The following is a 24,019-nucleotide window of genomic DNA, read 5'->3' as shown; positions in this document are numbered from 1 at the left end:
CCGATGGCGGCGGGTAGTGGGTCGGGCGGCAAGCTGGCGCTGGATCCGGTGCTGGTCGGCCGGGCCCGGGAGTTGGCCCGGCGGGCGGGGCGGCCGGTGGTGGAGCTGGCCCGGGCTCACACGACGGTGTCGGTGGAGCGGGCGGTGTTGCGGCTGGCCGGGGTGACCGGTGCGGATCCGGACGGGATTCCGTGGGTGAACCGGCTGGTCGACGCGGTGGTCGCGGACGTGGGGCTGGTGCACGGGGTGGCGGTGCCGGTCTTCGACGCGGTGCGGCGCGAGCTGGGCCCGGCACCGGCCGGTTCGGATGTCGGGGCGGCGGTGACGCTGCTGGCCCAGAAGGCGGCGGCCGGGTCGGTCCGGTTCGAGGTGCCGGCGGGCCGGGCGGCGAGGTCGGCTCGGGCGGCGGCGCGGCGGGCGGTCGGCGCCGGGCTGCGCCGGATCGACCGCCGCCGGGCGGAGCGGGACCGGACGGTACGCCGGCACGGCGACCCGGGACCGATTGCCCCGGGGCTCGGCGTGGCGCCAGACGCGCCGAGCCGGGGCGGTCGCCGGCCGTGGATCTATCTGATCGTGGCGACCGGTGACATCTACGAGGACATTCCGCAGGCCCAGGCGGCGGCCCGGGCCGGGGCGGACGTGATCGCGGTGATCCGGTCGACGGGGCAGTCGCTGCTGGACTACGTGCCGGAGGGGGCGACCCGGGAGGGCTTCGCCGGCACGTACGCGACGCAGGAAAACTTCCGGCTGATGCGGGCGGCGCTGGACGAGTCCTCGAAGGAGCTGGGCCGGTATGTGCGGCTGACCAACTACGCCTCCGGGTTGTGCATGCCGGAGATGGCGGTGCTGGCCGGGCTGGAGCGGCTGGACATGATGCTCAACGACTCGATGTACGGGATCCTGTTCCGGGACATCAATCCGGTGCGGACCTTCGTGGACCAGCGGTTCTCCCGGCAGGTGCACGCCCGGGCCGGGATCGTCATCAACACCGGTGAGGACAACTATCTGACCACGGCGGACGCGGTCGACGAGGCGCACACGGTGACGGTGTCGCAGCTGCTCAACGAGTACTTCGCGCACGAGGCGGGGTTGCCGGACGCGCAGTTGGGGCTGGGGCACGCGTTCGAGATCGACCCCGATCTGCCGGAGTCGTTCCGGCTGGAGTTGGCGCACGCGCTGCTGGCCCGGGAGTTGTTCCCGGACGCGCCGCTGAAGTGGATGCCGCCGACCCGGCACATGACCGGGGACGTGTTCCGGGGCAATCTGCTGGACGGCTTCTTCAACCTGGTCGGTGCGATGACCGGGCAGGGGATCCTGCTGGTCGGGATGATGACCGAGGCGGTGGTGACGCCGTGGCTGTCGGACCGGGACATCGCCCTGCAGAACGTCCGGTACGTGTTGGGCGCGGCCGGTGGGCTGCACGAGGATTTCGTGCCGGCGCCGGGCGGGTTCATCCAGCGGCGGGCGGCGACGGTGCTGGCCGAGGCGGTGGCGTTGCTGGAGCGGATCGCCGACGGCGGGCTGTTGCCGGCGATCGCGGACGGCACGTTCGGGATCACGAAGCGGCCGGCGGACCGGGGTCGGGGGTTGGACGGGGTGGCGGCGCACGCGGACGACTACTACAACCCGGCGACGGAGCTGCTGGAGGCGGGATCGTGAGCGGCGGTCCGGTGGTGCGGCCGTACGGGGACGCCACCGGGGACGGGATGGTGCAGGTGTCGTTCACCCTGCCGGTGCCGCACGACAAGCGGGCCGAGGGAGCGGCGCTACAACTGGCGGCGAAGATGGGGCTGGACCCGGCGATGCTGGTGCACGCCCGGCAGATGGGCGACGGCTTCACCTTCTTCGTCGTCTACGGCCGGGTGAACCATCTGGTGGACCTGTCGGCGGTGCGGGTGGTGGAGCGGGACTATCCGCTGCTGTCGGCGAAGGAGGTCAACGCCCTGATTCGGCGGCGGCTACGCCGCAAGCTGTCGGTGGTCGGTGCGTGCATCGGCACCGACGCGCACACGGTGGGGATCGACGCGATCCTGAACGTGAAGGGGATCGCCGGGGAGAAGGGCCTGGAGTACTACCGGGAGTTGCGGGTGACGAACCTGGGCGCCCAGGTGAGCGTGCCGGACCTGGTGGCGGCGGCCCGGGCGGAGCGGGCGGACGCGGTGTTGGTGTCGCAGGTGGTGACGCAGCGGGACGCGCACCTGCACAACACCCGGGAGATGTCGGCGGCGTTCCGGGAGGCGATGCCGGCGGGCCGGCGTCCGCTGCTGGTGGTCGGCGGTCCGCGGTTCGACGAGTTGATGGCCGGGGAACTGGGCGTGGATCGGATCTTCGGCCGGGGCACCACGCCGGGCGAGGTGGCCAGCTATCTGGTGCACCGGCTGGTGGCCGGCGGCCCGGAGCGGGCGGCGGCGGGCGCGACGGCGGCGTCGGGTGATCGGGATCGGTCGCCGGGCCGGGGAGTGGAAGGGGTGGGCGGATGATCGACGGGGCGGCGGATCCACGGCTGGGGTTGACGGTGCTGCACCGCCGGTACGTGCCGTACTCGCACGCGCACTACGCCGGCAACCTGGTGGACGGGGCGTACGCGCTGGGTTTGTTCGGTGACGTGGCGACCGAGGTGTGTATCCGGACCGACGGCGACGAGGGGTTGTTCGCCGGCTATGCGGAGGTGCGGTTCCAGGCGCCGATCCGGGCCGGGGACGTGCTGGAGGTGGCGGCGACGGTGGTCCGGGTCGGCAGCCGCAGCCGGACGTGCGAGTTCGAGTGCCGGGTGGTGTGCCGGGGTCGGCCGGAACGGGGTGGGTCGGCGGCCGAGGTGCTCGACCCGCCGCTGGTGGCGGTGACCGCCGTCGGCACGGTGGTGGTCCCGCCGGCCGGTCCGGCGGTACGGGCCGGTGGCGGGCCCTGGTAGCGGTGACCTCGTACGCGGTCTGCGCCGACGTCGGCTCCACCTGGACGAAGGTGGCGGTGGTGGATCTGGCCGACGGCACGTTGCTGGCCTCGGCGTCCGGCCAAACCACGGTCGGCACCGACGTGCTGCACGGGCTGGAGGCGGCGGTGGCCGAGGCGACCGCCGGGCTGTCCGGGGCCGGGTCGGCGCCCTGGTACGTCTGTTCGTCGGCCGGCGGCGGGTTGCGGCTGGCGGTGCTCGGCTACGAGGAGCTGATCACGGCCCGGGCCGGGCACCAGGTCGGGTTGTCGGCCGGGGCCCGGGTGGTGCACGTCGGAGCGGGTCGGCTCGACGGGGCGGGGTTGGCGGCGTTGCGGGCGGCCCGGCCGGACGTGGTGCTGCTGGTCGGTGGGACCGACGGTGGTGACGCGGAGGTGCTGTCCGCGAACGCCGGGCGGCTGGCCCGGGCGCGCTTTCGGGTGCCGGTGGTGGTGGCCGGCAACGCGGTGGCGGCTCCGGCGGTCCGGGAGCTGCTGGCCGGGCGCGGCGTGCCGGTGGTGGTGGCCGGCAACGTGCTGCCGTCGATCGGGGTACTGGCGGCCGGGCCGGCCCGGGCGGCGATCCGGGAGGTGTTCCTGCGGCATGTGATCGGCGGTAAGCGGCTCTCCCGGGGCGGCCGGTTCGCCCGGCTGGTCCGGGCGGCGACCCCGGACGCGGTGTTGACCGGGGTGGAGTCGCTCGCCGACCGGCTCGGCGGTGATCTGCTGGTGGTCGATGTCGGCGGGGCCACCACCGACGTGTACTCGGTGCTGGTGCCGGACGAGCGGGCCGGTGGTCCGGCGCGGCCGGCCGCCGGGACGCTGTGGCGGGCCCGGACCGTCGAGGGTGATCTGGGGGTGCGGTGGAGCGCGCCCGGGGTGGTGCGGGCGGCGGTGGCGGAGCGGCTGCTGTCGCCGGGCGAGGAGGGCCCGTTGGCGGCGGTGGCGGCGACGCTGGCGGCCGAACCGGGCCGGTTGGTGGCGACCGGGGAGCGGGCGGCTGAGCGGCGGATCGCGGCCCTGGCGGCCGTGGTGGCGGTACGCCGGCACGCCCGGGGCGGGGGTGCGGCCGGGCAGCCGGGGCGGGATCTGCGGGATGTCCGGCTGCTGGTCGGCTCCGGCGGGGTGTTCCGGCACGCCGGTCCGGTGGTCGCGGCCGGGATGCTCGACGGGGTGTCGACCGACTACGCCGGCGGTTGGCCGCTGCCCCGGTCGGCCCGTACGGTGGTCGACGTCACGTACGTGCTGGCGGCGGCCGGGCTGTTGGCGCAGCCGCATCCGGTGGCGGCGGCCGGGCTGCTGCACCGGCACCTGCTGGCCGGCTCAGTCGGCTAGCTGAACCGGCTACCGGGCGATGTCCGGCGGGCGAACGGGAGACGAACCGGGGGCGGCGCGGCGCGGCGGATCCCGACACGCCGCCCGAACCGGACGACTGGCCGGGGGCGGTTGACAGTGCCCGGGGGGTACCACGTACCGTCTTTGAGTCCTACAACGGGAAGCGGCTGTTGTTCGCTTCGTCCCTTCGTCCGCTGGCCGAGCGACATGTGTTCGTGTCGTCGCAACGGCCAGGTCCAGCGGGCGGGGGTCGGCGGGGCGGCGCGAACCGGCTGCGGTTACCGGTGCTCGGGCAGGGTGGTGCAGGCGGCCAGTAGACAACGGCCCGACGGGAACAGCCAGTTCACGTCCGGTCGGTCCGAAGGTCGTGTGGCAACGCCCTACCACACCGGCCGGGGAGGGCCTGGGAGCATCGGGGCGCGGCTTGTCGGCCGCGCCCCGATTTTCGTTCCGGTGCGCTGGCCGCAGTCGCCTTTCGGCGGGTGCCGGCCGCTGTCGCTGCCACGCCGGCACCCGGTCCGGGCGGCCTTTCGACTGGTTCGGTGGGTTCGCGCCGTCGGGATTCGATCCGGGAGCCTCGCGGCTGCCGGTCCGGGCGGCCGGGCCGGTAGCCTTCGGCAGGTGGTCTCACCGGCGCCGGGGCCGGTGGCGTTCGAGAAGACGTGAGGCGCGCGTGACAGTGGTGACGGCCGAGCCGACCGAGACTGCCGAGAGTGGGGACCGGACCGCCGAGCCGGCCGGAAGACCCCTGCCGCTGTGGCTGGCGTTGCCGGCCGCGCTCGGCGCCGGGCTGGTGCTGCTGCTGGCGTTTCCGCCGTACGGGGTGTGGTGGCTGGCGCCGGTCGGGGTGGCACTGCTGTCGGTGGCGGTGCACCGGCGGCGGATGCGGGCCGGGTTCGGGCTCGGGGCCCTGGCCGGGCTGGCGCTGTTCCTGCCGATGCTGAGCTGGACGAACCTCTACACCGGTAACGTGCCGTGGCTGCTGTTGTCCGGGTTGCAGGCGGCCTATCTGGGACTGCTGGGGCTGGCGCTGGCGTTCACCGGTCCGCTGGTGGACCGGCTCCGCTGGTCGTGGCCGCTGGTCACCGGGGTGCTGTGGGTGGCGCAGGAGGCGCTGCGCGACCGGACCCCGTTCGGCGGGTTCCCGTGGGGGCGGCTGGCGTTCAGCCAGGGTGACTCGCCGATGCTGCGGCTGGCCGCGTACGGGGGTGCCCCGCTGGTCACCTTTGCGGTGGCGGTGGCCGGCGGGCTGCTGGTGGTGGCGGTGTGGCGGCCGTGGCGGGGGCTCCCGGTGGCCGGCTGGCTGCGCGGGGGCGGGTTCGTCGCCGGGGCGGCGGCCCTGGTGGCGGGCGGGCTGCTGGTGCCGCTGGCCGGGGCCGGCTCGGATACCGCCCGGGTGGCGATCGTGCAGGGCAACGTGCCCCGGATGGGGCTCGACTTCAACGCCCAGCGGCAGGCGGTGCTGGACAACCACGTCGACGCCACCATCGAGTTGGCCGGCCAGGTCGCGCGGGGCGAGGCGGAGCGGCCCGACCTGGTGGTGTGGCCGGAGAACTCCAGCGACGTCGACCCGACCCGGAACGCGTCGGCGGGGCGGCGCATCTCGGAGGCGGCGAACGCGATCGGCGCGCCGATCCTGGTCGGCGCGGTGCTGCTCGGCCCGGACGAGGGGCAGGTGCGCAACGCGGGGCTGGTGTGGCTGCCGGGTACCGGCCTGGACGGGGCGCAGATGTACGTCAAGCGGCATCCGGTGCCGTTCGCCGAGTACGTGCCGCTGCGGGAGATCGCCCGGATGGTCAGCAAGGAGGTCGACCGGGTTCGCAACGACTTCGTGGCCGGCACCGAACCGGGGGTGCTGCGGGTCGGCGGGGTGACGCTGGGCGACGTGATCTGTTTCGAGGTCGCCTACGACGAGGTGGTCCGGGACACCGTGACCGGTGGGGCGCAGGTGCTGGTCGTGCAGACCAACAACGCGACGTTCAACGTGGCGGAGGCCGAGCAGCAGTTGGCGATGGTGCGGCTGCGGGCGGTGGAGCACGGCCGGGAGGCGCTGATGGCGTCGACGGTCGGTGTTTCCGGGTTCGTCGGGGCCGATGGGCGGGTAACCGGGGCGACCGGGTTCAACACCAGGGCGGTGGTGACCCGGCAGATGCACCTCGGGGAGGCCCGTACGGTCGCCACCCGGGTCGGCCTGTGGCCGGAGGTGGCGCTGCTGGCCATGGCTGTGGCGGCGCTCGCCGCCGCGACGCTGACCCGTCGGCGTCCGCTTCCCGGGGTCGGTACGGCGACGGCCGGCGACCCGGCGGATGCGGAGGAGCGGTGAACGAGTCGAACGGATCGGATGGGGACGGCTATCCGGGGGTGGGCCGGGTGCTGGTGGTGGTGCCCACCTACAACGAGGCCGACAACATCGGGGTGATCGTCGACCGGGTGCACCGGGTGGCGCCGTCGGTGGAGATCCTGGTCGTCGACGACAACAGTCCGGACGGCACCGGGGCGATCGCGGATCGGATGGCGGGAGCGGACCCCCGGGTGCACGTTCTGCACCGGCCCGGCAAGCAGGGCCTGGGTGCCGCGTACGTGGCCGGGTTCGGCTGGGCGGCCGAGCACGGCTACGACGCCGTGGCGGAGATGGACGCCGACGGCTCGCACGCCCCGGAGGAGTTGCCCCGGCTGCTGGACGCGGCCCGGGACGCGGACGTGGTGATCGGGTCCCGGTGGACGCCGGGCGGTCAGGTGGTGAACTGGCCGTGGCACCGGCAGTTGCTGTCCCGGGGCGGCAACCTCTACACCCGGGTGGCGTTGGGGATGCCGCTGTCCGACGCGACCGGCGGGTACCGGGTGTACCGGGTGCCGGCGCTGGCCCGGCTGGACCTCGACTCGGTTGCCTCGCAGGGGTACTCGTTCCAGGTGGAGCTCTCCTGGCGGGCGCACCGGGCCGGGCTGCGTACGGTCGAGGTGCCGATCACGTTCGCCGAGCGGGAGCGGGGGACGAGCAAGATGAGTCCGGTGATCATCGGCGAGGCGTTGTGGCGGGTCACGCTCTGGTCGGTGGCGGACCGGCGGGTGGCGCCGCGCCGGGGCGGTACCGGCGACCAGCGGCTCCGCTGGCCGTGACCGGTGGCGTGTCATGCTGGACGTACGGGGTTTGTGGGCCCGACATCCGGATGGGGTGACATGCGCCGAGGGTTGAGGATCGTGCCACTGGCACTGCTGCTGACCGGGATCGTGGAGGTCGCGGTCTTCGTGCTGCTCGGGCGGTGGATCGGGTTCGGCTGGGCGGTCCTGCTGGTGCTCGCCGCCTCGCTGCTGGGGCTGGCCCTGCTGCGCCGGGAGGGGATGCGGGCCTGGCGGGGGCTGCGGGCCGCGGTCGAGGCTGGCCGTCCGCCGGGCAATGAGGTCAGTGACGGGCTGGTGGGCCTGCTCGCCGGGCTGCTGCTCGCGATTCCCGGCCTGGTCACCGGGGTGGTCGGGCTGTTGCTGACGGTGCCGCTGCCGCGCCGGCTGGTTCGGGGGCAGGTGCAGCGGGTGGCCGAGCGGCGGGTCTCCGCCGAGGTCGCCGGTGACCTGTTCGGACCGCGCCGGGTGCGGGTCCGGCGGGGCCAGCCGCGACCGGAGGCACGCCCGGAGCCGGCCGACACGGCTCCGCCGCCGGTCGCCCCGGGTGGGGCGATCGAGGGCGAGATCGTCGAGCCGCGCCGGCCCTGACGGTCGGGTGCCAGGGCCGCCCGAGAATGCGCCGGCAGCCGGGTGGGTCTCCACCCCGGCGATCTCGATCATGCCCTCGGTGGCGGGGAGGCCCTCCAGGGGCGCCGCCGACGTGGTCTGCACGGTTGGTGACGGGTCGACTGGCTGGCGCCGTGGCGGACCGCCGGGACGCGTCCGCGGGCGCCAGACGGCACCGCCCCCACGACGTCGTGGGGGCGGTGGTGTGCTGGCTGCCGCGACCGGTCAGGCCCGGCCGCGCCGGGTCCGGACCTCTTGGAGCCGTTCGGCGAGAATGCTCTCCAGTTCGGCGATCGAGCGACGCTCCAGCAGCATGTCCCAGTGGGTACGCGGCGGCTTGGCCTTCTTCTGCTCCGGCTCGCTGCCGTCGACCAGCCGGGCGACGCTGCCGTCGAACTTGCATTCCCAGGTCATCGGCACTTCGGCATCGACGGCGAAGGGCACCTCGAACTGGTGGCCCTTGGCGCAGAGGTACTCTCGGGTCTGTCGCGGGGCAAGCTCGGTGTTGCGGTCGGACTCGTAGCTGACTGCTCCCAGACGGCTCCCGCGCAGCATGCGCTCGCCCATGATCGGCTTTCCCCTCGGTCGTGGTGCGTGTTCTTATCGGTGTAACGACAGGTGCCGGGTGGGCGATTCCCGCCGCCCGGCAGAAACGTACAAGTGGTCAAACGCTCCGAGCGTAGCCGGATCTCCTGAACGGTGATCGAGATCACCGGTGTCGGTGGAGAATTGCCGGGATATGTCGCCTTGCTCCGGCTGTCCGGTCCGGTCCGGCCGCACCGGGAGCGGAACCCGTCGGATCACGGCTCGGGCGCCGGTCCGGCGGGGCGGGATCCGACGGCTGCCGGACGGCCGGTCGACGCGTCGGCCACGGCCCGGGCACTGAGTCCGGCCAGTGCGGCGGCGAGGTCGCTGACCTGGGTGGAGAGCTGACCGGCCCGGGCCAGGGCCGCGTCCCGGTCGGCTTCCGCCGCCGACAGGCGTACCGTCAGCGCGTCGAGCCGGGCCTGGACGGCGGTCGCGGTGTCCCGGGCGGCCCGCAGGTCGGCCCGGGCCCGCTCCAGGTCGGCGCCAGTGGCGGTGGCCGTGGACCGGGCCCCTGCGGCGTCGGCGGCCGCCCGCTCGGCCTCGGCCCGGAACCGGGCCGCCTCCCCGGCCGCGCTCTCGGCGGCGGCGCGGGCCTCGGCCGCCGCCGCCCGGAACCGTTCCGCCTGGCCGACCGCCTCGGCGGCCGACCGGGCCGCCCGCTCCGACTCGGCCCGGGCCGAGTCGCGGTCCCGGGTCGCCTCGGCGAGTTCCCGGGTCAGCTCGGCCAACCGCCGCCGGTCGGCGTCCGCCTCGGTGCGCAGCGCCCGCAGCTCCCGGCGGGCCGCGTCACGGTCCTGCTCGGCCTGGGTACGCAGCGCGGCGGCGGCGCTGGCGGCCTGCTGGGCCGCGTCCCGGGCGGCGAGCGCGGCGGAGGTCTCGGCGCCGGCGCGCTCGGCGGTGCGGGCGGCCCGCTCGGCCTCCTCCCGGGCGGCGGCCCGGTCGGTGGCCGCCGCGCTGGCCGCCTGTTGCGCCTGGTGCAGGGTGACCGCGGCCGTCTCGGCGTCCCGGCGCGCCTCGTCCCGTTCGGTCTGCGCCGCCGCGATCTGGCTGGCCGCCTCGGCCCGCACCTCGGCGAGCCGGCGTTCCACCCCGGCCGGGGAGAGTTCGGCGTGCAGCGCTTCGGCCAGCGCCTCGGTGACCTGGTCGAGCCGGTCGACGACCTCCCAGGTGCGGGCCACCTGTCCGGCCAGCCCGGGTGCGTTGCGGTGCCGCATCCGCTGGTTGCGGGAGGCCCGCTGGCACGCGCCGTCGTTGTCCCGGCAGTACCGGAACGGCCGGCCCGCCGCCGCCCGCTGCGGTACCGGGCGTCCACAGTGGGCACAGGGCCGGGTCTCCGTCGGCGGCTCCGGGGTGGGGTTCTGCTCGTCCATCGCCGGGGAAGTCTAGTGCGGCCCGTCCCCGGCGGCGGCGGCCGGCCGGCCGGGTAAATGCGGTGCCCCGGCCGGCCGAAAGCGGCGATACTGGCGCCTCGCCGGGCCGGTGCGGGACCCGGCCGTCGCGCGAGGGGCGTAGAGGCCCGGTGGGGGAGTCGGATGGCACCGTGGCAACACCCCGACTGGTGGCTCGACGAGCTGGCGTACGCCGGACCCGAGCACCTCGATCCGGCGTACGTCGACGGCTACGACCGCAAGGCCGGCCACGATCCCGGCGCCGACCTGGAGATACTGCGCCGGTACGGGCTGGACGGCGACGCCATGCTGGTCGACCTCGGTGCCGGTACCGGCCGGCTCACCCTGGCCGCCGCGGCGTGTTGCCGGCGGGTGGTCGCGGTGGACGTCTCGGCGGCGATGCTGGCCCGGCTGCGGGCCGGCGCCGAACGGGCCGGGCTCGACAACGTCGAGGTCGTCCGGGCCGGCTTCCTCAGCTACGCCCACCAGGGCCCGCCGGCCGACCTCGTCTACAGCCGGCACGCGCTGCACCAGCTACCGGACTTCTGGAAGGCGGTCGCGCTGACCCGGGTCGCCGGCATGCTGCGGCCGGGCGGGATCCTGCTGCTGCGTGATCTGGTCTACACGTTCGAGCCGGCGCAGGTGGCGGAGCAGTTCGAGACCTGGTTGGCCGGCGCGGCCGGGTCGACCGCCGACGGTTGGAGCCGGGCCGAACTCGTCACCCACGTCCGCACCGAGCACAGCACCTTCAGCTGGCTGCTCGAACCGATGCTGGCCAGGGCCGGTTTCCGGATCGTCGAGGCGAACCCGAGCCGCGACCCGGCCACGTACGCCAGCTACGTCTGCGTCCGGCGCTGACCACCCCGACCAGGGCTGTCGGGGTGGTCAGCGCCGCTCGGGCTTTGCCGAGCGGGCCATCAGCTCCTTCACCGCGACCTGCGGCGACTTTCCGCCGCGCACGATGTCGACGACCATCTCGGCGATCGGCATGTCGACGTCGTGCCGGCGGGCCAGGTCCAGCACCGACTGGCAGGAGGTGACGCCCTCCGCCGTCTGCCGGGTCGCCGCGACCGTCTCGGCGACCGTCATGCCCCGGCCGAGGTTGGTGCCGAAGGTCTGGTTGCGGGACAGCGGCGAGGAGCAGGTGGCGACCAGGTCGCCCATCCCGGCCAGGCCGGCGAAGGAGAGCGGGTCGGCGCCCATCGCCAGCCCGAGCCGGGTGGTCTCGGCCAGGCCACGGGTGATCAGCGACGCCTTGGTGTTGTCGCCGAGGCCGAGACCGCCGGCGATGCCGACGGCCAGGCCGATGACGTTCTTGACCGCGCCGCCGATCTCACAGCCGATCACGTCGGTGTTGGTGTAGGGGCGGTAGTAGCCGGTGTGGCAGGCGGTCTGGAGTCGCCGGGCGACGGCCTCGTCGCGGCAGGCGACGACGCTGGCTGCCGGCTGGCGGCGGACGATCTCCGGGGCGAGGTTGGGGCCGGAGACCACCGCGACCCGGTCCGGTCCGGCGCCGGTGACCTCCGCGACGACCTGGCTCATCAGCTTGGCGGTGCCGAGTTCGACGCCCTTCATCAGGCTGACCAGGACACTGTCCGCGGCGATCAGCGGCGTCCAGGCGGTGAGGTTGGCCCGCAGGGTCTGCGACGGCACCGCGAGCACCACGAACTCGGCGCCCTCGGCGGCCTCCGCCGGATCGGCGGTGGCGGTGATGCCGGCCGGCAGCGGGATGCCGGGGAAGTAGTCGGGGTTGGTGCCGGTGCGGTTGACGGCGTCGACCAGGTCGGGGCGCCGTCCCCACAGGGTGACCCGACAGCCGGCGTCGGCGAGGATCATCGCGAACGCGGTGCCCCAGGAGCCGGCGCCGAACACGGCCATACGGGTGGTCACCGGGCGGCCCTCCCTCTTCCTGCGCCGTCCGTGCGCGGCGCGGGTCCGGTCGTAGCGTACGGGGCTGCCGGGGTCCGCCCGTACGGCCGCGCGGGTCGACGGTGGTGCGCCGGGTTGACGTACTCCGGTCATCCGGTGCCGGCGGGCAGATCCGGGGTGGTGCCGCCGGCCCGGGCGACGGGGTCGCCGCCGACCGGGCCGTGGCGGTTCTGGCCAGGCGGGTCCTGGCGGGCCAGGTCGTCGCCGGGCGGGGCCGGTGTGGAGCCGAACAGCAGCCCGAGGTGGGCGTCGAGGGCGGCGACCGCCTGCTCGTCGGAGTAGTGCCGGCCGAGGAGGTGGATGCCGAGCCCGTCGACCAGGGCCAGCAGGCCGGTGGCCGCGTGCACCGGGTCGATCCGAGGTGCCGTCCCGGTGCTCGCCTGCACGGCCCGGATCTGGTCGGCGATGAAGGCCCGCATCTGGTCGGCGCTTCCCCGCAGCCCTTCGGCGATGGCCGGCTTGACGGCGGTGTAGGCGAGGAAGGCGAGGGTGACGTGTCCCTCGAGCCGGCGGGGCTCGTCCAGCGGCAAGATCTGGATCATCAGCGTCCGGACGAGTTCGGCGGGGTTGAGAACCCGACCGGCGGCGGTCACCTCGGCGGTGATCCGCTGCACCGCATCGCCCATCACCATGTCGAGGGCGAAGGTCATCATCTCGTCCTTGGTGCGGAAGTAGTGCTGCACCATGCCGGTCGACACCCCGGCCTCGGCCGCCACGTGCCGGAGGCTGACCGCCTCCAGGCCCTGGGTGGCGGCGAGGCGCATCAGGGCGTCGGCGAGCTGCCGGCGGCGGGCGACGTGATCGGCTCTCCTGGGCACCCCGCCACTTTACATTGCAGTCGTATTGACACAGAGTCGCCGAGCCGATTACATTTCAGTCGTATTGCAAAAGAGGGGAGTCCCTGGTGAACGTGATCACGCTGGCTGAGGCGTCCGCCGGCACGGCGGAACTGGTCGGCGGCAAGGCCGCCGGGCTCGGCGAGCTGATCAAGCTCGGCGAGCGGGTGCCGGAGGGCTTCTGCCTGACCACCGCCGCCCACGACCGGGGCGTGATCCCGGACGTCGAGGTGGCGTCGGCGTACCGGGCGCTGGGGGGTGGGCCGGTCGCGGTCCGGTCCAGCGCCACCGCCGAGGACCTGCCGTACGCGAGCTTCGCCGGCCAGCAGGACACCTTCCTCGGGGTCACCGGGGTCGACGCACTGCACGACGCCATCGCCAAGTGCTGGAGTTCGCTGCACACCGAGCGGGCCGTCGCCTACCGCGAGGCCAACGACATCGACGGGCGGACCGTCCGGATGGCGGTGGTGGTGCAACGCATGGTCGAGGCGAAGGTCGCCGGAGTGCTCTTCACCGCCAACCCGCTCACCGGCTGCCGCACCGAGATGGTGGTCGACGCCGCCCCCGGGCTCGGCACCGCCGTGGTCGACGGCACCGCCCCGGCCGACCACTACGTCCTCGACGACACCCCGTACGACGACCGCGGCTGCCTCACCCCCGCCCAGCTCGTCGAGCTGCACCGGGCCGGCGAGCGGATCCAGGCCCACTTCGGCGCCCCGCAGGACGTCGAGTGGGCGATCGACTCCGACGGCACGCTGTGGCTGCTCCAGTCCCGGCCGATCACCACGCTCTTCCCGCTGCCGCCGCCGACCGACCGGCCACAGCCCCGGATCTACCTGGAGTTCGGGCACGTCCAGGGGATGCTCCGCCCGGTCACCCCGATGGGGATGTCCGCGCTGCGGGTGATCCTGGCCGGCATGCTCGGCTCCTTCGGCATCAAGGCCGAGATCGTCGACATCGGCGGCCGCCTCTACGGCGACCTGACCGACCTGGTCCGCGACCCGGCGACCCGCAAACGACTGGTGAAGCTGATGGCGGTGGACTTCGGCCCGCGCGCCCAGGCGGTGGTCGCACACCTGCTCACCGACCCCCGGTTCGCGCCCGTGCCCACCGTCCGGTCCCGCCCGGCCGGTGGTCTCGGCCCGGCGCTGCGTACCGCGCCACGGGCGATCGCCGGGATCGTGGCCGCACTGGCCCGGCCCGAGGCGGCCCGGGGCCGGCTCTTCGAGGAGATCGACCAGTTGCGGCAGCGGGCCGCCGCCGCGCCGGCCGGACTGCGTACCGCCGCCGAACGGCTGGACTTCGTCGAGGCCCAGGACCCGTCGACCCGGTACGACCGGATCGTCTGGCCGGTTGTCGCCGGCATCCTGACCGCCGCCCTGCCGGTCGAACTGCTCAAGGGGATCGCCAGCCAGGCCGAGATCCACGCCGTGTTCGGCGGCATGCCGCACAACGTCACCATCGAGATGGACCTGGCGCTGTGGCGGCTCGCCGAGCGGGCCGACGCACACCGCGACCTGCTCCGCACGACACCGCCGGAGGAACTCGCCGCGCGGTACCGGGCCGGCACCCTGCCGGAGATCGGACTGTCCGAGTTCCTCGACACGTACGGGCAGCGGGCCGCCGCCGAGGTCGACCTCGGGGTACCCCGCTGGGCCGAGGACCCGACACCGGTCTTCGCCTCGATCGCGAACTACCTGCGGGTCACCGACCCGGAGCAGGCGCCCGACCGGCGGTTCGCCCGGGCCGCCGCCGCAGCCGAGGTGGCGCTCGCCGCGCTCGTCCGCCGGGTCCGTCGCCACCGACCGGTCCGGGGCCGGCTCGCCGGGTTCCTGCTGCGCCGGGCGCGGGTGCTGGCCGGGCTGCGGGAGGCCGGCAAGTTCGCCGGGCTGTATCCGCTGCGGGAGAACCGCCGGCAACTGCTGCTGGTCGGCGCGGAACTGGCCGACGGCGGGCGGTTGGCGCAGGCCGACGACATCATGTTCCTGACCATCCCGGAGGCACGTGCCGCCGTCTCGGCCGGGGTCGACCAGCGGGCGCTGGTCGCGCAGCGCCGGGCGACGTACCGGCGGGAGTTGCGTCGCCGGCACGTACCGGTCGCGGTGCTCTCCGACGGCACCGATGTCGAGGCCGCGCTCGCCCCGGCCACCGCCGCCGCACCCGACGCCCTGCGCGGCGTCGGTGCCGCCCCGGGCACGGTGACCGGCCCGGCCCGGGTGGTGCACGACCCGGCGACCGCACGCATCGAGCCCGGCGAGATCCTCGTCGCCCCGACCACCGATCCCGGCTGGACGCCACTGTTCCTGACCGCCGGCGGGCTGGTGACCGAGACCGGCGCGCCGATGGCGCACGGCCCGACCGTGGCCCGCGAGTACGGCATCCCCGCCGTCATCTGCGTCCCCGGCGCCACCGATACGATCAGAACCGGTCAGGTCGTCACCGTCGACGGCGCCGCCGGGACGGTGACGGTGGACCGGGGGCGGTAGGCGATCGGCGCCGTCCCACCCGGACCAGGCGTTGGCCACCATGCACCCGGCCGATCGCCATAGGAGAGGGGTCCACCCTGGACGACGAGCCGACGACGGTGCGGCGCTGGGGCGTCGACGCGCGCGGCCGGTCGGCCTGGCGCCGCGGGTGGCTGCCTGCGGCCCTGGCACTGCTGGTCGGGGTGCTGCTGGCCGGCCACGCCCTGCTGCCCAACCGGATCGGCCGGCTGGGCAGCCTGCTGGAAACCTTCCTGCCCTGGCTGGGAGCCGCCGTCCCGGTACTGCTGCTGCCGGCGCTGCTGCGCCGCTCCGTGGCCGCCCTGCTCGCGCTGGCGCTGCCCGCCACCGCCTGGCTCGGGCTGTTCGGCGCGGCGCTGCTGCCCGGGGACGGTTCCGGCGGAGGCATCACGGTGGTCCAGCACAACGTCAGCGACACCAACCCCGGCCCGGCGGGCACGGCCGGCGCGCTGGCCCGGGTCCGGGCCGACCTGGTCGGGATGCAGGAGCTGACCGCACCGGCGCTGTCGGCGTACGCGGCGGTGCTGGGCCGGGACTATCCGTACCGTTCGGTGCACGGCACCGTCGGTCTCTGGTCACGCCACCCGCTGCTGGACGACCGGCCGCTGGACATCAGACCGGCCGGGATCGGCCCGGACTGGAACCGGGGGCTGCGGGCCACCGCCCGGATGCCCGGCGGCGACGTCGCCGTCTACGTGGCGCACCTGCCGTCGGTCCGGTTCGGCCTGCCGGACGGTTTCGGCACCGCCCGGCGCGACGAGAGCGCCGGGCTGCTGGCCAGGGCGATCGACGCCGAACCGCTGGCCACGGTGATCCTGCTCGGCGACCTGAACACCACCGTGCACGACCGGGGGTTGGCGCCGGTCAGGGAACTGCTGCCGTCGACCGCTCCGGCCTTTCCGTTCAGTTGGCCGGCGGCGTTGCCGGTCGCCCGGATCGACCAGGTGATGGCCCGCTCGGTGACCGTCGCCGACCTGTGGACACTGCCGGCCACCGGCAGCGACCACCTGCCGATCGCCGCCCGCCTCGGCCGGTGAACCCGGCGCGGCAGAGCGGGCCGGCCGGCTCGGCGCAGTCGCGCTGCTGGTCGGCGGCGGCGCCCTGGCGCCCGAGCGGGCCGGGGCCCGCCGCGCCGAGCAGCCAGCGGGTCGGCCAGCCGTCGACGGCGATCGCGGCATGCCGTCGTTCCGGTCTGCCGGCGGAGTACGCCCCGGGTCAGCTCAGCCAGCGGACGTGCCGGAGGACTTCCCCGGCGATCTCGGGTACGGGTCGGCGATCCGTGTCCACGCGCCGGTCGCCGAGCGCGGCATCCTCCAGGGCTTCGGCGTCGGCCGTCGCCTCGTCGGCGGCCTGGCGCAGCCGTGCCGCCGGCTGCCCCGACAGGTCGTCGCCGGCGATCTGCGGGCCCTGCCCCTGACCCCGGAGCATGATCCGCTCGGTCAGCGAGTCGCGGCCGGCGTGCAGCCGGCACACCGTGATCCGCACGGACGGCAGCGCTTCCCGGTACGTCCGCACGGCGTCGGCGTCGCCGACCGGACCGACCACGATCATGCGCCGCAGACCGGTGGCCCGGTAGGTCTGCCACACGGCGGCGAGATTGCTCGCCCGCAGCGGATGGTTGCGCGGCGGCGGGACGCCGGCCGGGCGGTAGAAACCGATCTGGTCGAGGTCGACGAACGCGGTGTGGACTCCGGCCCTGCGGACGGTCGTGTAGGTCTCCCAGCCCACCGTGGACTTGCCGACCCCGGTCGCGCCGCAGAGCCACAGGATCTCGCCCGGCCCGGCAGGGTAGCTGGGGTAGGGCCCGGGCGACCCCACCAGCGGTGCCGTACCCGGGCTGGTCAGCGCCGGCCAGCCGCCGGTTTCGCCCTGTACCAGCTTGAGCACCTCGGTGATGCTCCGTCCCGTCGTGTCGAGGCAGAGGCCGGTCGGATGGTTGCGGTCCAGGGCCTCCGCGTACTCCAGCACCCGGTCGGCGGCCTCGTCCCCGGCCCGGCCCCGGCCGGCCAGCCGCTGCCGCAGCTCGTGCGGCTCGCAGCGCAGCCGGCACGCCGTGAGCGCCGCGTGTGGAAGCAGGTCGACGTCGATCCCACGGACGGCGTCGACGACCCCGGAGGCGACGAGGCAGCGGGCGCCGGCGGCCCGGACGTTCGCCGCCACCTGGTTGAGGTTGCGGGCCTGCCGCCGGTGCCGACCCGGGTCGGAGGCCGGCTCCGGGGCCCAGTTCTCCGGCGTCGGCGGGGCGTAGCACATGCCCAACTGGTCGAGGTCGACGTAGCCGGTGGGGATCCGGCGGGAGAGCTGGGTGAACAGCTCCCAGCCGATCGTGGACTTCCCGGCGGCGGGCGGCCCGTAGAGCCACAGCACCGGCAGCGGGGCACTCATCGGCGGGCTCGCCGACCCGTCGACAACGGCGACACCAGGGCCCGGGTCATGGTCGGAAGTATCCTGACCGCTCGCGGCCAGGTCGACCGAATATCCGGTACGCCGCCAGCGTCGTCGTACCCGGGGGCGGCCGCGCGTGCGCCGTCCACTTCGCCGTCGCCGCCACCGGCGGTCTGCACGCCTCCCCGCTGCTGATCGTCCCGGCCCTGGCCCTGGCCAGCAATGACCGGATCGTGTTCGTCAAGGACGCCCCCGAGGGGCAGACGTGGTGGTCGGTCGCGTGATCATCGACCGATTGTCGATGTCCCGCCGGCGACCGGCGTCGCCGGCTACTCGGCGGTGGCTTCAGCGGTCGGGCGGGAGTCGGTAGACGGAGACGTGTGACCGGGATTCGGCGGTGAACTCGGGGCCGGTCCAGTCCGCGTACCTGGACTCCAACTCGAAGCCGGCGAGCTGTGCCATGAGATCCAGTTCGGCGGGCCAGACATAGCGGTGCGGACTGCGGAACACGCGTGCGCCGACCGTCGTCGAACCAGAAGTGGTGCGACACCACCACCTGCTGCCGCAGGAGGTCGTAGGTGTCCAGACCGACGTAGTCGGTTGCGGTCCCGAAGACCACCGCCTGCTGACCCGGCGGGAGTTTGCGCAGCTCAGGGGTCGGGATGACCCCGGTCGGGTTGTGCGGGTCGGACCTGGTGCAGCTCGCGCGGCTGGCCGGTGCCACCGGGTGCTGGCCGCCGACCCGCTACCGCACCGGCTGAAGGCGGCCGTGACGTTCGGCGCCGAGCCGATCACGCGCCCGTCAGGGATCGACCGTCAGGCAACCGTCAGGTTCGCCGGCGCCGGACCGTCAGGCACGGGCGGTGTGCTGAGGCTCCTTGACCCACGACCACGGGAGTCTGCCGTCATGGCCGCATCGCTCTACCGGCTCGGCGCCTGGACCTGTCGGCGCCGCCGGACCGTCCTGGTGGCCTGGCTGGCCGTCCTCGTCGCGGCCGGGGCCCTCGCCGCCACCGTCGGCGGCTCGTACGAGGACGAGTTCTCGATACCCGGCTCGCGCGCTCAGCGGACCCTGGACACCGTCGCCGAGCAGTTTCCCGCCTCGTCGGGCACCTCCGCGCAGGTGGTGTTCGTCGCGCCCGCCGGCCACCAGGTCACCGAGTACCGAGCCGTCATCGAGCGGACCCTCGCCGCCGCCGCGAAGGCGCCGCAGGTGGCCGGGGTGGTGGACCCGTTCGCCGCGAAGACGGTCTCGCCGGACGGTCGCGTCGCCCTGGCCACCGTGGACCATCAGCAGAAGCGCGCCCGGCCGGAGGGCGGCTCCCTCGAAGCGCTGGAGGACGTGTTCCGACCGGCCCGCGAGGTCGGGCTGCGGGTGGAGGTCGGCGGGCCGGCGTACGCCGACAGCTCCGGCGACGGTGGCCAGGGCACCGAGGTCGCCGGCTTGCTGATCGCGCTGGTCGTCCTCGTCATCACCTTCGGTTCCCTGGTGGCGGCCGGGCTGCCTCTGCTCACCGCCCTGCTCGGGGTCGGCGCCACCGTCGCCGGCCTGGCCACGGCCGCGGGCATGCTGACGCTGCCGACGACCGCGCCGGCCCTGGCCCTCATGCTCGGGCTGGCGGTCGGCATCGACTATGCGCTGTTCATCGTCGCGCGGCACCGGTCGCAGTTGGCGTCCGGCATGCCCGTGGCCGAGTCCACGGCCCGTGCGATCGGTACGGCCGGCACCGCCGTGGTGTTCGCCGGCCTCACCGTGGTCGTCGCCCTGGCCGGGCTGACCGTCGTCCGGATGCCGTTTCTGACCGCGATGGGACTGGCTGCGGCCGCCGCCGTGATCGTCGCGGTGCTGGTCGCGATCACCCTGATTCCGGCTGTGCTGGGCTTCGCCGGGGACCGGCTGCGCCCGAAGCCCGGCTCGCGGGCCGTCCGGCGCGAGGCCGCGGATGCCCGGCCCACCATGGGCGCGCGCTGGGTCCGGCTGGTCACCCGCCGGCCGCTGGTCACGACCCTCGCCGTCGTCGCGGCGCTCGGTGTCATGGCCGTACCGGTGCCGGGGTTGCGGCTCGCGCTCACCGACAGCGGTTCCGCTCCGGCGGCCAGCACGCAGCGGCAGGCGTACGACCTGACAGCCGCCGCGTTCGGACCGGGCTTCAACGGCCCGCTGCTGGTCCTGGCCGACCTGAGGAACGAAGGCGACAAGCAGTCCGCCGCCACGGCGCTGGCCGAGCGACTCGGCGCGGTCGACGGAGTTGCCGCCGTCGGCCGCCCGCAACTGTCCACCAGTGGCCGGTACGCGCTGCTGACGGTGATCCCCGAGACCGGGCCGCAGGACGAACGTACCGAGCAACTGGTGACCGCCATCGAGGCCGCGGGCGGGGAGTCGGTGTCGGTCACCGGCGTGACCGCCATCGGCATCGACATCTCCGAGCTGCTGAGTGCCTCGCTCGTACCCTTTGCGCTGGTCGTCGTAGGCCTGGCCTTTCTGCTGCTGATGGTGGCCTTCCGGTCGCTGGTGGTGCCGCTGAAGGCGATGCTGGGCTTCCTGCTGTCGGTCGGTGCGACCCTGGGCGCGGTGGTCGCGGTATTCCAGTGGGGGTGGCTCGCCGATCTGATCGGGGTCTCGCGGACGGGGCCGGTGATCAGCTTCATGCCGATCATCCTCATGGCGGTGCTGTTCGGCCTGGCGATGGACTACGAGGTCTTCCTGGTCAGCCGCATGCACGAGGAGTACGCCCAGAGCGGCGACCCGCAACGCGCGGTCGCCCAGGGGTACCGGGCCTCGGCACGCGTGGTCGCGGCGGCCGCCCTGATCATGGCTTCGGTCTTCGCCAGCTTCATCCCGGACGGCGACGCCACGCTGAGGCCCATCGCCTTCGCGCTCACGGTGGGCGTCCTGCTGGATGCGTTCCTGATCCGGATGACGCTCGTGCCGGCGGTGCTGGCGCTGACCCGGCACCGCGCCTGGTGGCTGCCGCAGTGGCTCGACCGGGTGCTGCCGAACCTGGATGTGGAGGGCAGGCAGCTCGACCGGCGCTCTTCCGTCGTGATGGTGAGATAGACAACGTGGACCGCATTCTGGTGGTGGACGACGATCCGGGGCTGCGGGAGCTGCTGCTGTCCGCGCTGCGGTTCGCGGGGTTCGAGGTCGAGGCGGCCGGCGACGTGCCGGCCGCCCTGGCCGCGATCGAGGCGCGCACGCCCGACGCGATCGTGCTGGACGTGATGCTGCCCGGCACGGACGGCTTCGACCTGCTGCACCTGCTGCGCTCGCGGGGCGTCCAGCTGCCGGTGATGTTCCTGACCGCCCGCGACGAGGTGGGCGACCGGGTGCGTGGACTGCGTCTGGGCGGCGACGACTACGTCAGCAAGCCGTTCAACGTGGTGGAGCTCGCCGCGCGGCTGGAGGCGCTGCTGCGGCGTTCCCGCCGCGTGCCGCCGGCGGTGCCGGAGGGAGTGCTGCGTTGCGGCGACCTGGAGATGGACGAGGCCCGGCATGTGGTGACCCGGGGCGGGCGTCCGGTCGAGCTGTCCCCCACCGAGTTCCGGCTGCTGCGCTACCTGCTGGCCAATACCGGTCGGGTGGTCTCCAAGGCGCAGATCCTGGACCACGTCTGGCAGTACGACTTCGGCGGCGACGCGGGCGTGGTCGAGCGTTTCGTCTCGAACCTGCGTCGCAAGATCGACTTCGGTGGGCCGTCGCTGATCCACACCGTGCGGGGGTTCGGGTACAGCCTGCGGCCGGTGCAGCAGTGAACCGGTCCTCCCGGTGGCGGCTGGCCCTCATCGCGCTGTTCGCCGGCCCGGAGGCCGCCGCGATCACCGCCGCGGTCCAGAAGGCGTTCGACGCCCGCCGACGGGCCGAGGACCGGTTGCGCAGTTTCGTCGCCGACGCCAGCCATGAGCTGCGTACGCCACTGGCGACCATGCACGGCTGGATCGACCTGTACGTCCAGGGCGGGCTGCGCGACCCCGACGAACTCGACCACGCCATGGAACGGATGCAGGCCGAGGTGGACCGGATGCGGCTGCTCGTCGACGAACTGGCGCTGCTGGCCCACCTCGACGGGGCGCGACCGCTGGACCGCGGGTCGGTGGACGTGGTGACGCTGGCCGGCGAGGTGGTGGACGACGCCCGGGTGGTCAGCGCCGACCGGGCCATCACCCTGGAAGGCGTGGCGGAAGCGGCCGTCGACGGGAACGGCCCACGCATCCAGCAGGTGCTGCGCAACCTCGTCGGCAACGCGGTACAGCACACCCCGCCCGGCACGCCGGTCACGGTCACCGTCACCGCCGAGGACGGCGAAGTGGTGATCGCGGTACGCGACGAGGGCGACGGAATCGCGCCGGAACATCTGCCGCACGTGTTCGAGCGCTTCTACCGCGCCGACCCCAGCCGCAGCCGCGACGGCGGTGGCTCGTCGGGTCTGGGTCTGGCCATCGTCGAGGCGATCGTGGCCGCGCACGGTGGCCGGGCCGGGGTGACCTCGGTGCCCGGGCAGGGCACCACCGTACGGGTCACGTTCCCGGCGACAGCTCGCCCTGCCCGACGGGACCGCTCTGCTGGACCGGCGCGACCGTCCCCGCCCGGTCCCGCGCACTGAGCTCGGTCATCGCAGCCGGGCCAGCAGTGGGGTGGCGGCGTCCTCCCTTCTGCCACCGCCGGTCGTGGTGGGGCTCTTGCGCGTTCTGTGCCGGGGTGTGGCTTGCGCGTCCGGTACTGGCATGGGTTTCGGGGTGTAGCCGGGCGGGCCGGGCGGTCCGCCCGGCTACGTCCCGGCTAGTCCCCGGCCATCACGGTGAAGGTGAATCCGGCGGTTGTCGGGCGGCGCAGCGGAATGTCGCACTTGATCCGCCGCAGTACCTCGGGCCTGCTCAGGCCGAGCCCTTGCGCGATGAGCCGATCCGGACGCACCGGTACCGGATCCTCGAAGAGGACCTCTACCTGGACCGGCCACGCCTCGTCGCGCCGTGCCGACGGGGTGTCCAGCCGCCAGGCCCCCGTCCAGTCCAGGGCGAAGCGGCTACGCCGGGCGAGCAACGGATCCAACAACCTGGACGCCACCAGTTCCGGATCGTTGACACGGTAGCCGTGCAGCTCGGCCGGATCGAAGGAACTGACCGGCGTTCGCTCGTGCACCGTGAGTTTGCTCGTCCGATCGCAGGATACGCAGCGGACCAGCAGCCACACGTCCAGCAGCTTGCGGTTGGCGTTGACGCGGAACCTGCCCTCGCCGGTGGTGGCCGACTCCGAGCGGCAGTCCACGCACCGCAACGACAGTAGAGGCAGCCTCGTCCGACGGACGACCCAGGGCAGCACGGTATGAGGTGGTGAAGACATGGTCTCTCCAGACCTGACACGAGGCCGTTTGCGCGCGGCCTCAAACGCTGGATGACCGGGCGCGCATGGGCAGCCCGGCAGAGCCGACGGGGACGTCGGCTAAGTGAGCGCAAGAAGGTGTCAGGTCTAGAGAGCAGGCGGGGTCACGCGGGTTTTGTCCTCTGTCCTCACCGGGATGGGGCTGGGGGGCAACCTACGGGAACGCGGATCGAAGGCTCAAACGGTTTTCGACGAGACTTCGTCAGCGCTACCGGGACGCCTCAGCGCGAAGGCGATGGTGTCGTCGAGGCCCGGCCGGCCGTCCCGGGTCTACGTCGACGTTTCTTACCCGCACCCAGACAACCCAGGGGTGGGCGGGTCACTGGATATTGCCGGATTGTCATTACCGGTAATTCATTAATCCCCGTAGCCGGGACCGGAGGGGCGGCCGGAACGACCAGGACGCGGAACATCATAATGACAGTTCTTTACCGTAAGCGATTAGCCTGGTGTAAAGCTCTTCTCTCCGTGGCCCGTACCCGATGCTGCCGGATCCTGCGGCCGGCATCAGTCCGTTGCGCGGCCGTAGCCGGCGCGGCCCTCGGCAACCTGGCGTGCCTGCCGTTCGCGCCACCGCTTCTGCGCGTCGCCGTTGCAGCGTCGGCAGACCTTGCGATAACGGCCGGTACGGGCATCGATCTCGCGGTCGTGTCCGTTGCGGCACCGAGGTTGCTGCTTGCGGCTACGACAGTTCTCGGCATGAGTGACCTGACGCAGGTGGGTCGGCTCGATGCAGTCCGGCACACCGCAAAGGTGGTCGACTTCCAACTCAGGCCTGTAGCCGCCGACGAAGACGACGTATGCGGCGATGTGCGCCCATGCCCGACCCGCGACCTTCTGGGGAACGCCTCGCTGGCTACCGTAGCCGCGTACGATGCGGCAGCCGTCCTCCCTGCGCACCGAGCGGTCCAACAAGTACGTTCGGAGCGTTTCCTCGGTGAAATGGCGGGACAAGCCTCTGATCTGGGAGAGCACGCCGGGAGGATAGCGGGCAGCTCCGATCTACCCCGCGGTCGGCGCCGA

The 24,019-nt window shown here is 73.8% G+C and carries 20 protein-coding genes and 1 pseudogene; 13 read left to right on the top strand and 8 right to left on the bottom strand.

The window, feature by feature from the left end; all coding sequences use genetic code 11:
* The first annotated feature begins 3 nt into the window (after nt 1-3).
* The 7 genes and pseudogenes from R6Y94_RS18725 to R6Y94_RS18695 all read left to right on the top strand — a co-directional run bounded on the left by R6Y94_RS18725 (nt 4) and on the right by R6Y94_RS18695 (nt 7,971).
* On the top strand, nt 4-1,659 hold the full coding sequence (locus tag R6Y94_RS18725; RefSeq protein WP_318397158.1) for a lysine 5,6-aminomutase subunit alpha: 1,656 nt from the start codon (nt 4-6) through the stop codon (nt 1,657-1,659).
* Nucleotides 1,656-2,384 (top strand): annotated as a pseudogene (locus R6Y94_RS18720) (OAM dimerization domain-containing protein); the annotation flags it as partial. The gene R6Y94_RS18725 and the pseudogene R6Y94_RS18720, both read left to right, overlap by 4 nt.
* Before the next feature lie 92 nt (nt 2,385-2,476).
* Nucleotides 2,477-2,911 (top strand): hotdog domain-containing protein, encoded by a 435-nt coding sequence (locus R6Y94_RS18715; protein WP_318397157.1) that lies wholly within the window; start codon nt 2,477-2,479, stop codon nt 2,909-2,911.
* 2 nt (nt 2,912-2,913) lie between these two features.
* The gene (locus R6Y94_RS18710; RefSeq protein ID WP_318397156.1) at nt 2,914-4,263 is read left to right on the top strand and encodes a glutamate mutase L; all 1,350 of its coding nucleotides are present in this window, start codon (nt 2,914-2,916) and stop codon (nt 4,261-4,263) included.
* A 682-nt stretch (nt 4,264-4,945) separates the two neighbouring features.
* The gene (lnt, locus tag R6Y94_RS18705; RefSeq protein WP_318397241.1) at nt 4,946-6,586 is read left to right on the top strand and encodes an apolipoprotein N-acyltransferase; all 1,641 of its coding nucleotides are present in this window, start codon (nt 4,946-4,948) and stop codon (nt 6,584-6,586) included.
* Nucleotides 6,583-7,380, top strand: a complete 798-nt coding sequence (locus R6Y94_RS18700; RefSeq protein ID WP_318397155.1) for a polyprenol monophosphomannose synthase — start codon at nt 6,583-6,585, stop codon at nt 7,378-7,380. Before lnt ends, R6Y94_RS18700 begins: the two co-directional genes overlap by 4 nt.
* 60 nt (nt 7,381-7,440) lie before the next feature.
* On the top strand, nt 7,441-7,971 hold the full coding sequence (locus R6Y94_RS18695) for an FxsA family protein (protein WP_318397154.1): 531 nt from the start codon (nt 7,441-7,443) through the stop codon (nt 7,969-7,971).
* 243 nt (nt 7,972-8,214) lie between these two features.
* Here the strand turns inward: R6Y94_RS18695 and R6Y94_RS18690 are convergent, their stop codons facing one another.
* Both R6Y94_RS18690 and R6Y94_RS18685 read right to left on the bottom strand, forming a co-directional pair.
* Entirely contained in the window at nt 8,215-8,556 is a 342-nt protein-coding gene (locus R6Y94_RS18690; protein WP_318397153.1) for an RNA polymerase-binding protein RbpA, read from the bottom strand.
* A gap of 233 nt (nt 8,557-8,789) precedes the next feature.
* The gene (locus R6Y94_RS18685; protein WP_318397152.1) at nt 8,790-9,947 is read right to left on the bottom strand and encodes a hypothetical protein; all 1,158 of its coding nucleotides are present in this window, start codon (nt 9,945-9,947) and stop codon (nt 8,790-8,792) included.
* 162 nt (nt 9,948-10,109) lie between these two features.
* Between R6Y94_RS18685 and R6Y94_RS18680 the strand changes: the two genes are divergently transcribed.
* Nucleotides 10,110-10,823: a class I SAM-dependent methyltransferase gene (locus R6Y94_RS18680; protein ID WP_318397151.1), complete on the top strand. Its 714-nt coding sequence runs from the start codon at nt 10,110-10,112 to the stop codon at nt 10,821-10,823.
* Between the two features lie 27 nt (nt 10,824-10,850).
* Here R6Y94_RS18680 and R6Y94_RS18675 read toward each other — a convergent pair whose 3' ends face one another.
* Nucleotides 10,851-11,855: an NAD(P)H-dependent glycerol-3-phosphate dehydrogenase gene (locus R6Y94_RS18675; protein WP_318397150.1), complete on the bottom strand. Its 1,005-nt coding sequence runs from the start codon at nt 11,853-11,855 to the stop codon at nt 10,851-10,853.
* Between the two features lie 128 nt (nt 11,856-11,983).
* The gene (locus R6Y94_RS18670; protein ID WP_318397149.1) at nt 11,984-12,712 is read right to left on the bottom strand and encodes a TetR/AcrR family transcriptional regulator; all 729 of its coding nucleotides are present in this window, start codon (nt 12,710-12,712) and stop codon (nt 11,984-11,986) included.
* Between the two features lie 86 nt (nt 12,713-12,798).
* On the opposite strand from R6Y94_RS18670, the gene R6Y94_RS18665 reads away from it, so the two are divergent.
* Both R6Y94_RS18665 and R6Y94_RS18660 read left to right on the top strand, forming a co-directional pair.
* Nucleotides 12,799-15,216, top strand: a complete 2,418-nt coding sequence (locus R6Y94_RS18665; RefSeq protein ID WP_318397148.1) for a PEP/pyruvate-binding domain-containing protein — start codon at nt 12,799-12,801, stop codon at nt 15,214-15,216.
* Between the two features lie 98 nt (nt 15,217-15,314).
* Nucleotides 15,315-16,271, top strand: coding sequence for an endonuclease/exonuclease/phosphatase family protein (locus R6Y94_RS18660; RefSeq protein ID WP_318397147.1), 957 nt, complete (start codon nt 15,315-15,317; stop codon nt 16,269-16,271).
* 178 nt (nt 16,272-16,449) lie between these two features.
* Here R6Y94_RS18660 and R6Y94_RS18655 read toward each other — a convergent pair whose 3' ends face one another.
* Complete coding sequence (locus R6Y94_RS18655) at nt 16,450-17,619, bottom strand: AAA family ATPase (protein ID WP_318397146.1); 1,170 nt, start codon at nt 17,617-17,619, stop codon at nt 16,450-16,452.
* Between the two features lie 345 nt (nt 17,620-17,964).
* Entirely contained in the window at nt 17,965-18,129 is a 165-nt protein-coding gene (locus tag R6Y94_RS18650; RefSeq protein ID WP_318397145.1) for a hypothetical protein, read from the bottom strand.
* A gap of 397 nt (nt 18,130-18,526) precedes the next feature.
* On the opposite strand from R6Y94_RS18650, the gene R6Y94_RS18645 reads away from it, so the two are divergent.
* From R6Y94_RS18645 to R6Y94_RS18635, 3 genes are read left to right on the top strand one after another with little or no spacing between them, the layout of a single operon-like run.
* Complete coding sequence (locus R6Y94_RS18645; RefSeq protein ID WP_318397144.1) at nt 18,527-20,677, top strand: MMPL family transporter; 2,151 nt, start codon at nt 18,527-18,529, stop codon at nt 20,675-20,677.
* Nucleotides 20,596-21,372, top strand: coding sequence for a response regulator transcription factor (locus R6Y94_RS18640; RefSeq protein ID WP_412102802.1), 777 nt, complete (start codon nt 20,596-20,598; stop codon nt 21,370-21,372). The genes R6Y94_RS18645 and R6Y94_RS18640 overlap by 82 nt, the downstream gene beginning before the upstream one ends.
* A complete protein-coding gene (locus R6Y94_RS18635) occupies nt 21,369-22,220 on the top strand; it encodes a sensor histidine kinase (protein WP_318397142.1) in 852 nt (283 codons plus the stop codon). Before R6Y94_RS18640 ends, R6Y94_RS18635 begins: the two co-directional genes overlap by 4 nt.
* A 176-nt stretch (nt 22,221-22,396) precedes the next feature.
* Here R6Y94_RS18635 and R6Y94_RS18630 read toward each other — a convergent pair whose 3' ends face one another.
* Nucleotides 22,397-22,882: a DUF1062 domain-containing protein gene (locus tag R6Y94_RS18630; RefSeq protein ID WP_318397141.1), complete on the bottom strand. Its 486-nt coding sequence runs from the start codon at nt 22,880-22,882 to the stop codon at nt 22,397-22,399.
* A gap of 621 nt (nt 22,883-23,503) precedes the next feature.
* On the bottom strand, nt 23,504-23,971 hold the full coding sequence (locus tag R6Y94_RS18625; protein WP_318397140.1) for an HNH endonuclease: 468 nt from the start codon (nt 23,969-23,971) through the stop codon (nt 23,504-23,506).
* Nucleotides 23,972-24,019 lie beyond the last annotated feature (48 nt).

This window comes from Plantactinospora sp. KLBMP9567, assembly GCF_033446045.1.
GTDB lineage: Bacteria > Actinomycetota > Actinomycetes > Mycobacteriales > Micromonosporaceae > Plantactinospora.
Note: the sequence above shows the minus strand (reverse complement) of the source record. Positions and strands in the feature narration are given on the sequence as shown.

Coding starts and splice junctions, on each gene's coding strand:
- R6Y94_RS18685 (WP_318397152.1), bottom strand. CDS start 9,947: ATGGACGAGCAGAACCCCACCCCGGAGCCGCCGACGGAGACCCGGCCC.
- R6Y94_RS18680 (WP_318397151.1), top strand. CDS start 10,110: ATGGCACCGTGGCAACACCCCGACTGGTGGCTCGACGAGCTGGCGTAC.
- R6Y94_RS18725 (WP_318397158.1), top strand. CDS start 4: ATGGCGGCGGGTAGTGGGTCGGGCGGCAAGCTGGCGCTGGATCCGGTG.
- R6Y94_RS18690 (WP_318397153.1), bottom strand. CDS start 8,556: ATGGGCGAGCGCATGCTGCGCGGGAGCCGTCTGGGAGCAGTCAGCTAC.
- R6Y94_RS18655 (WP_318397146.1), bottom strand. CDS start 17,619: ATGAGTGCCCCGCTGCCGGTGCTGTGGCTCTACGGGCCGCCCGCCGCC.
- R6Y94_RS18645 (WP_318397144.1), top strand. CDS start 18,527: ATGGCCGCATCGCTCTACCGGCTCGGCGCCTGGACCTGTCGGCGCCGC.
- R6Y94_RS18715 (WP_318397157.1), top strand. CDS start 2,477: ATGATCGACGGGGCGGCGGATCCACGGCTGGGGTTGACGGTGCTGCAC.
- R6Y94_RS18695 (WP_318397154.1), top strand. CDS start 7,441: ATGCGCCGAGGGTTGAGGATCGTGCCACTGGCACTGCTGCTGACCGGG.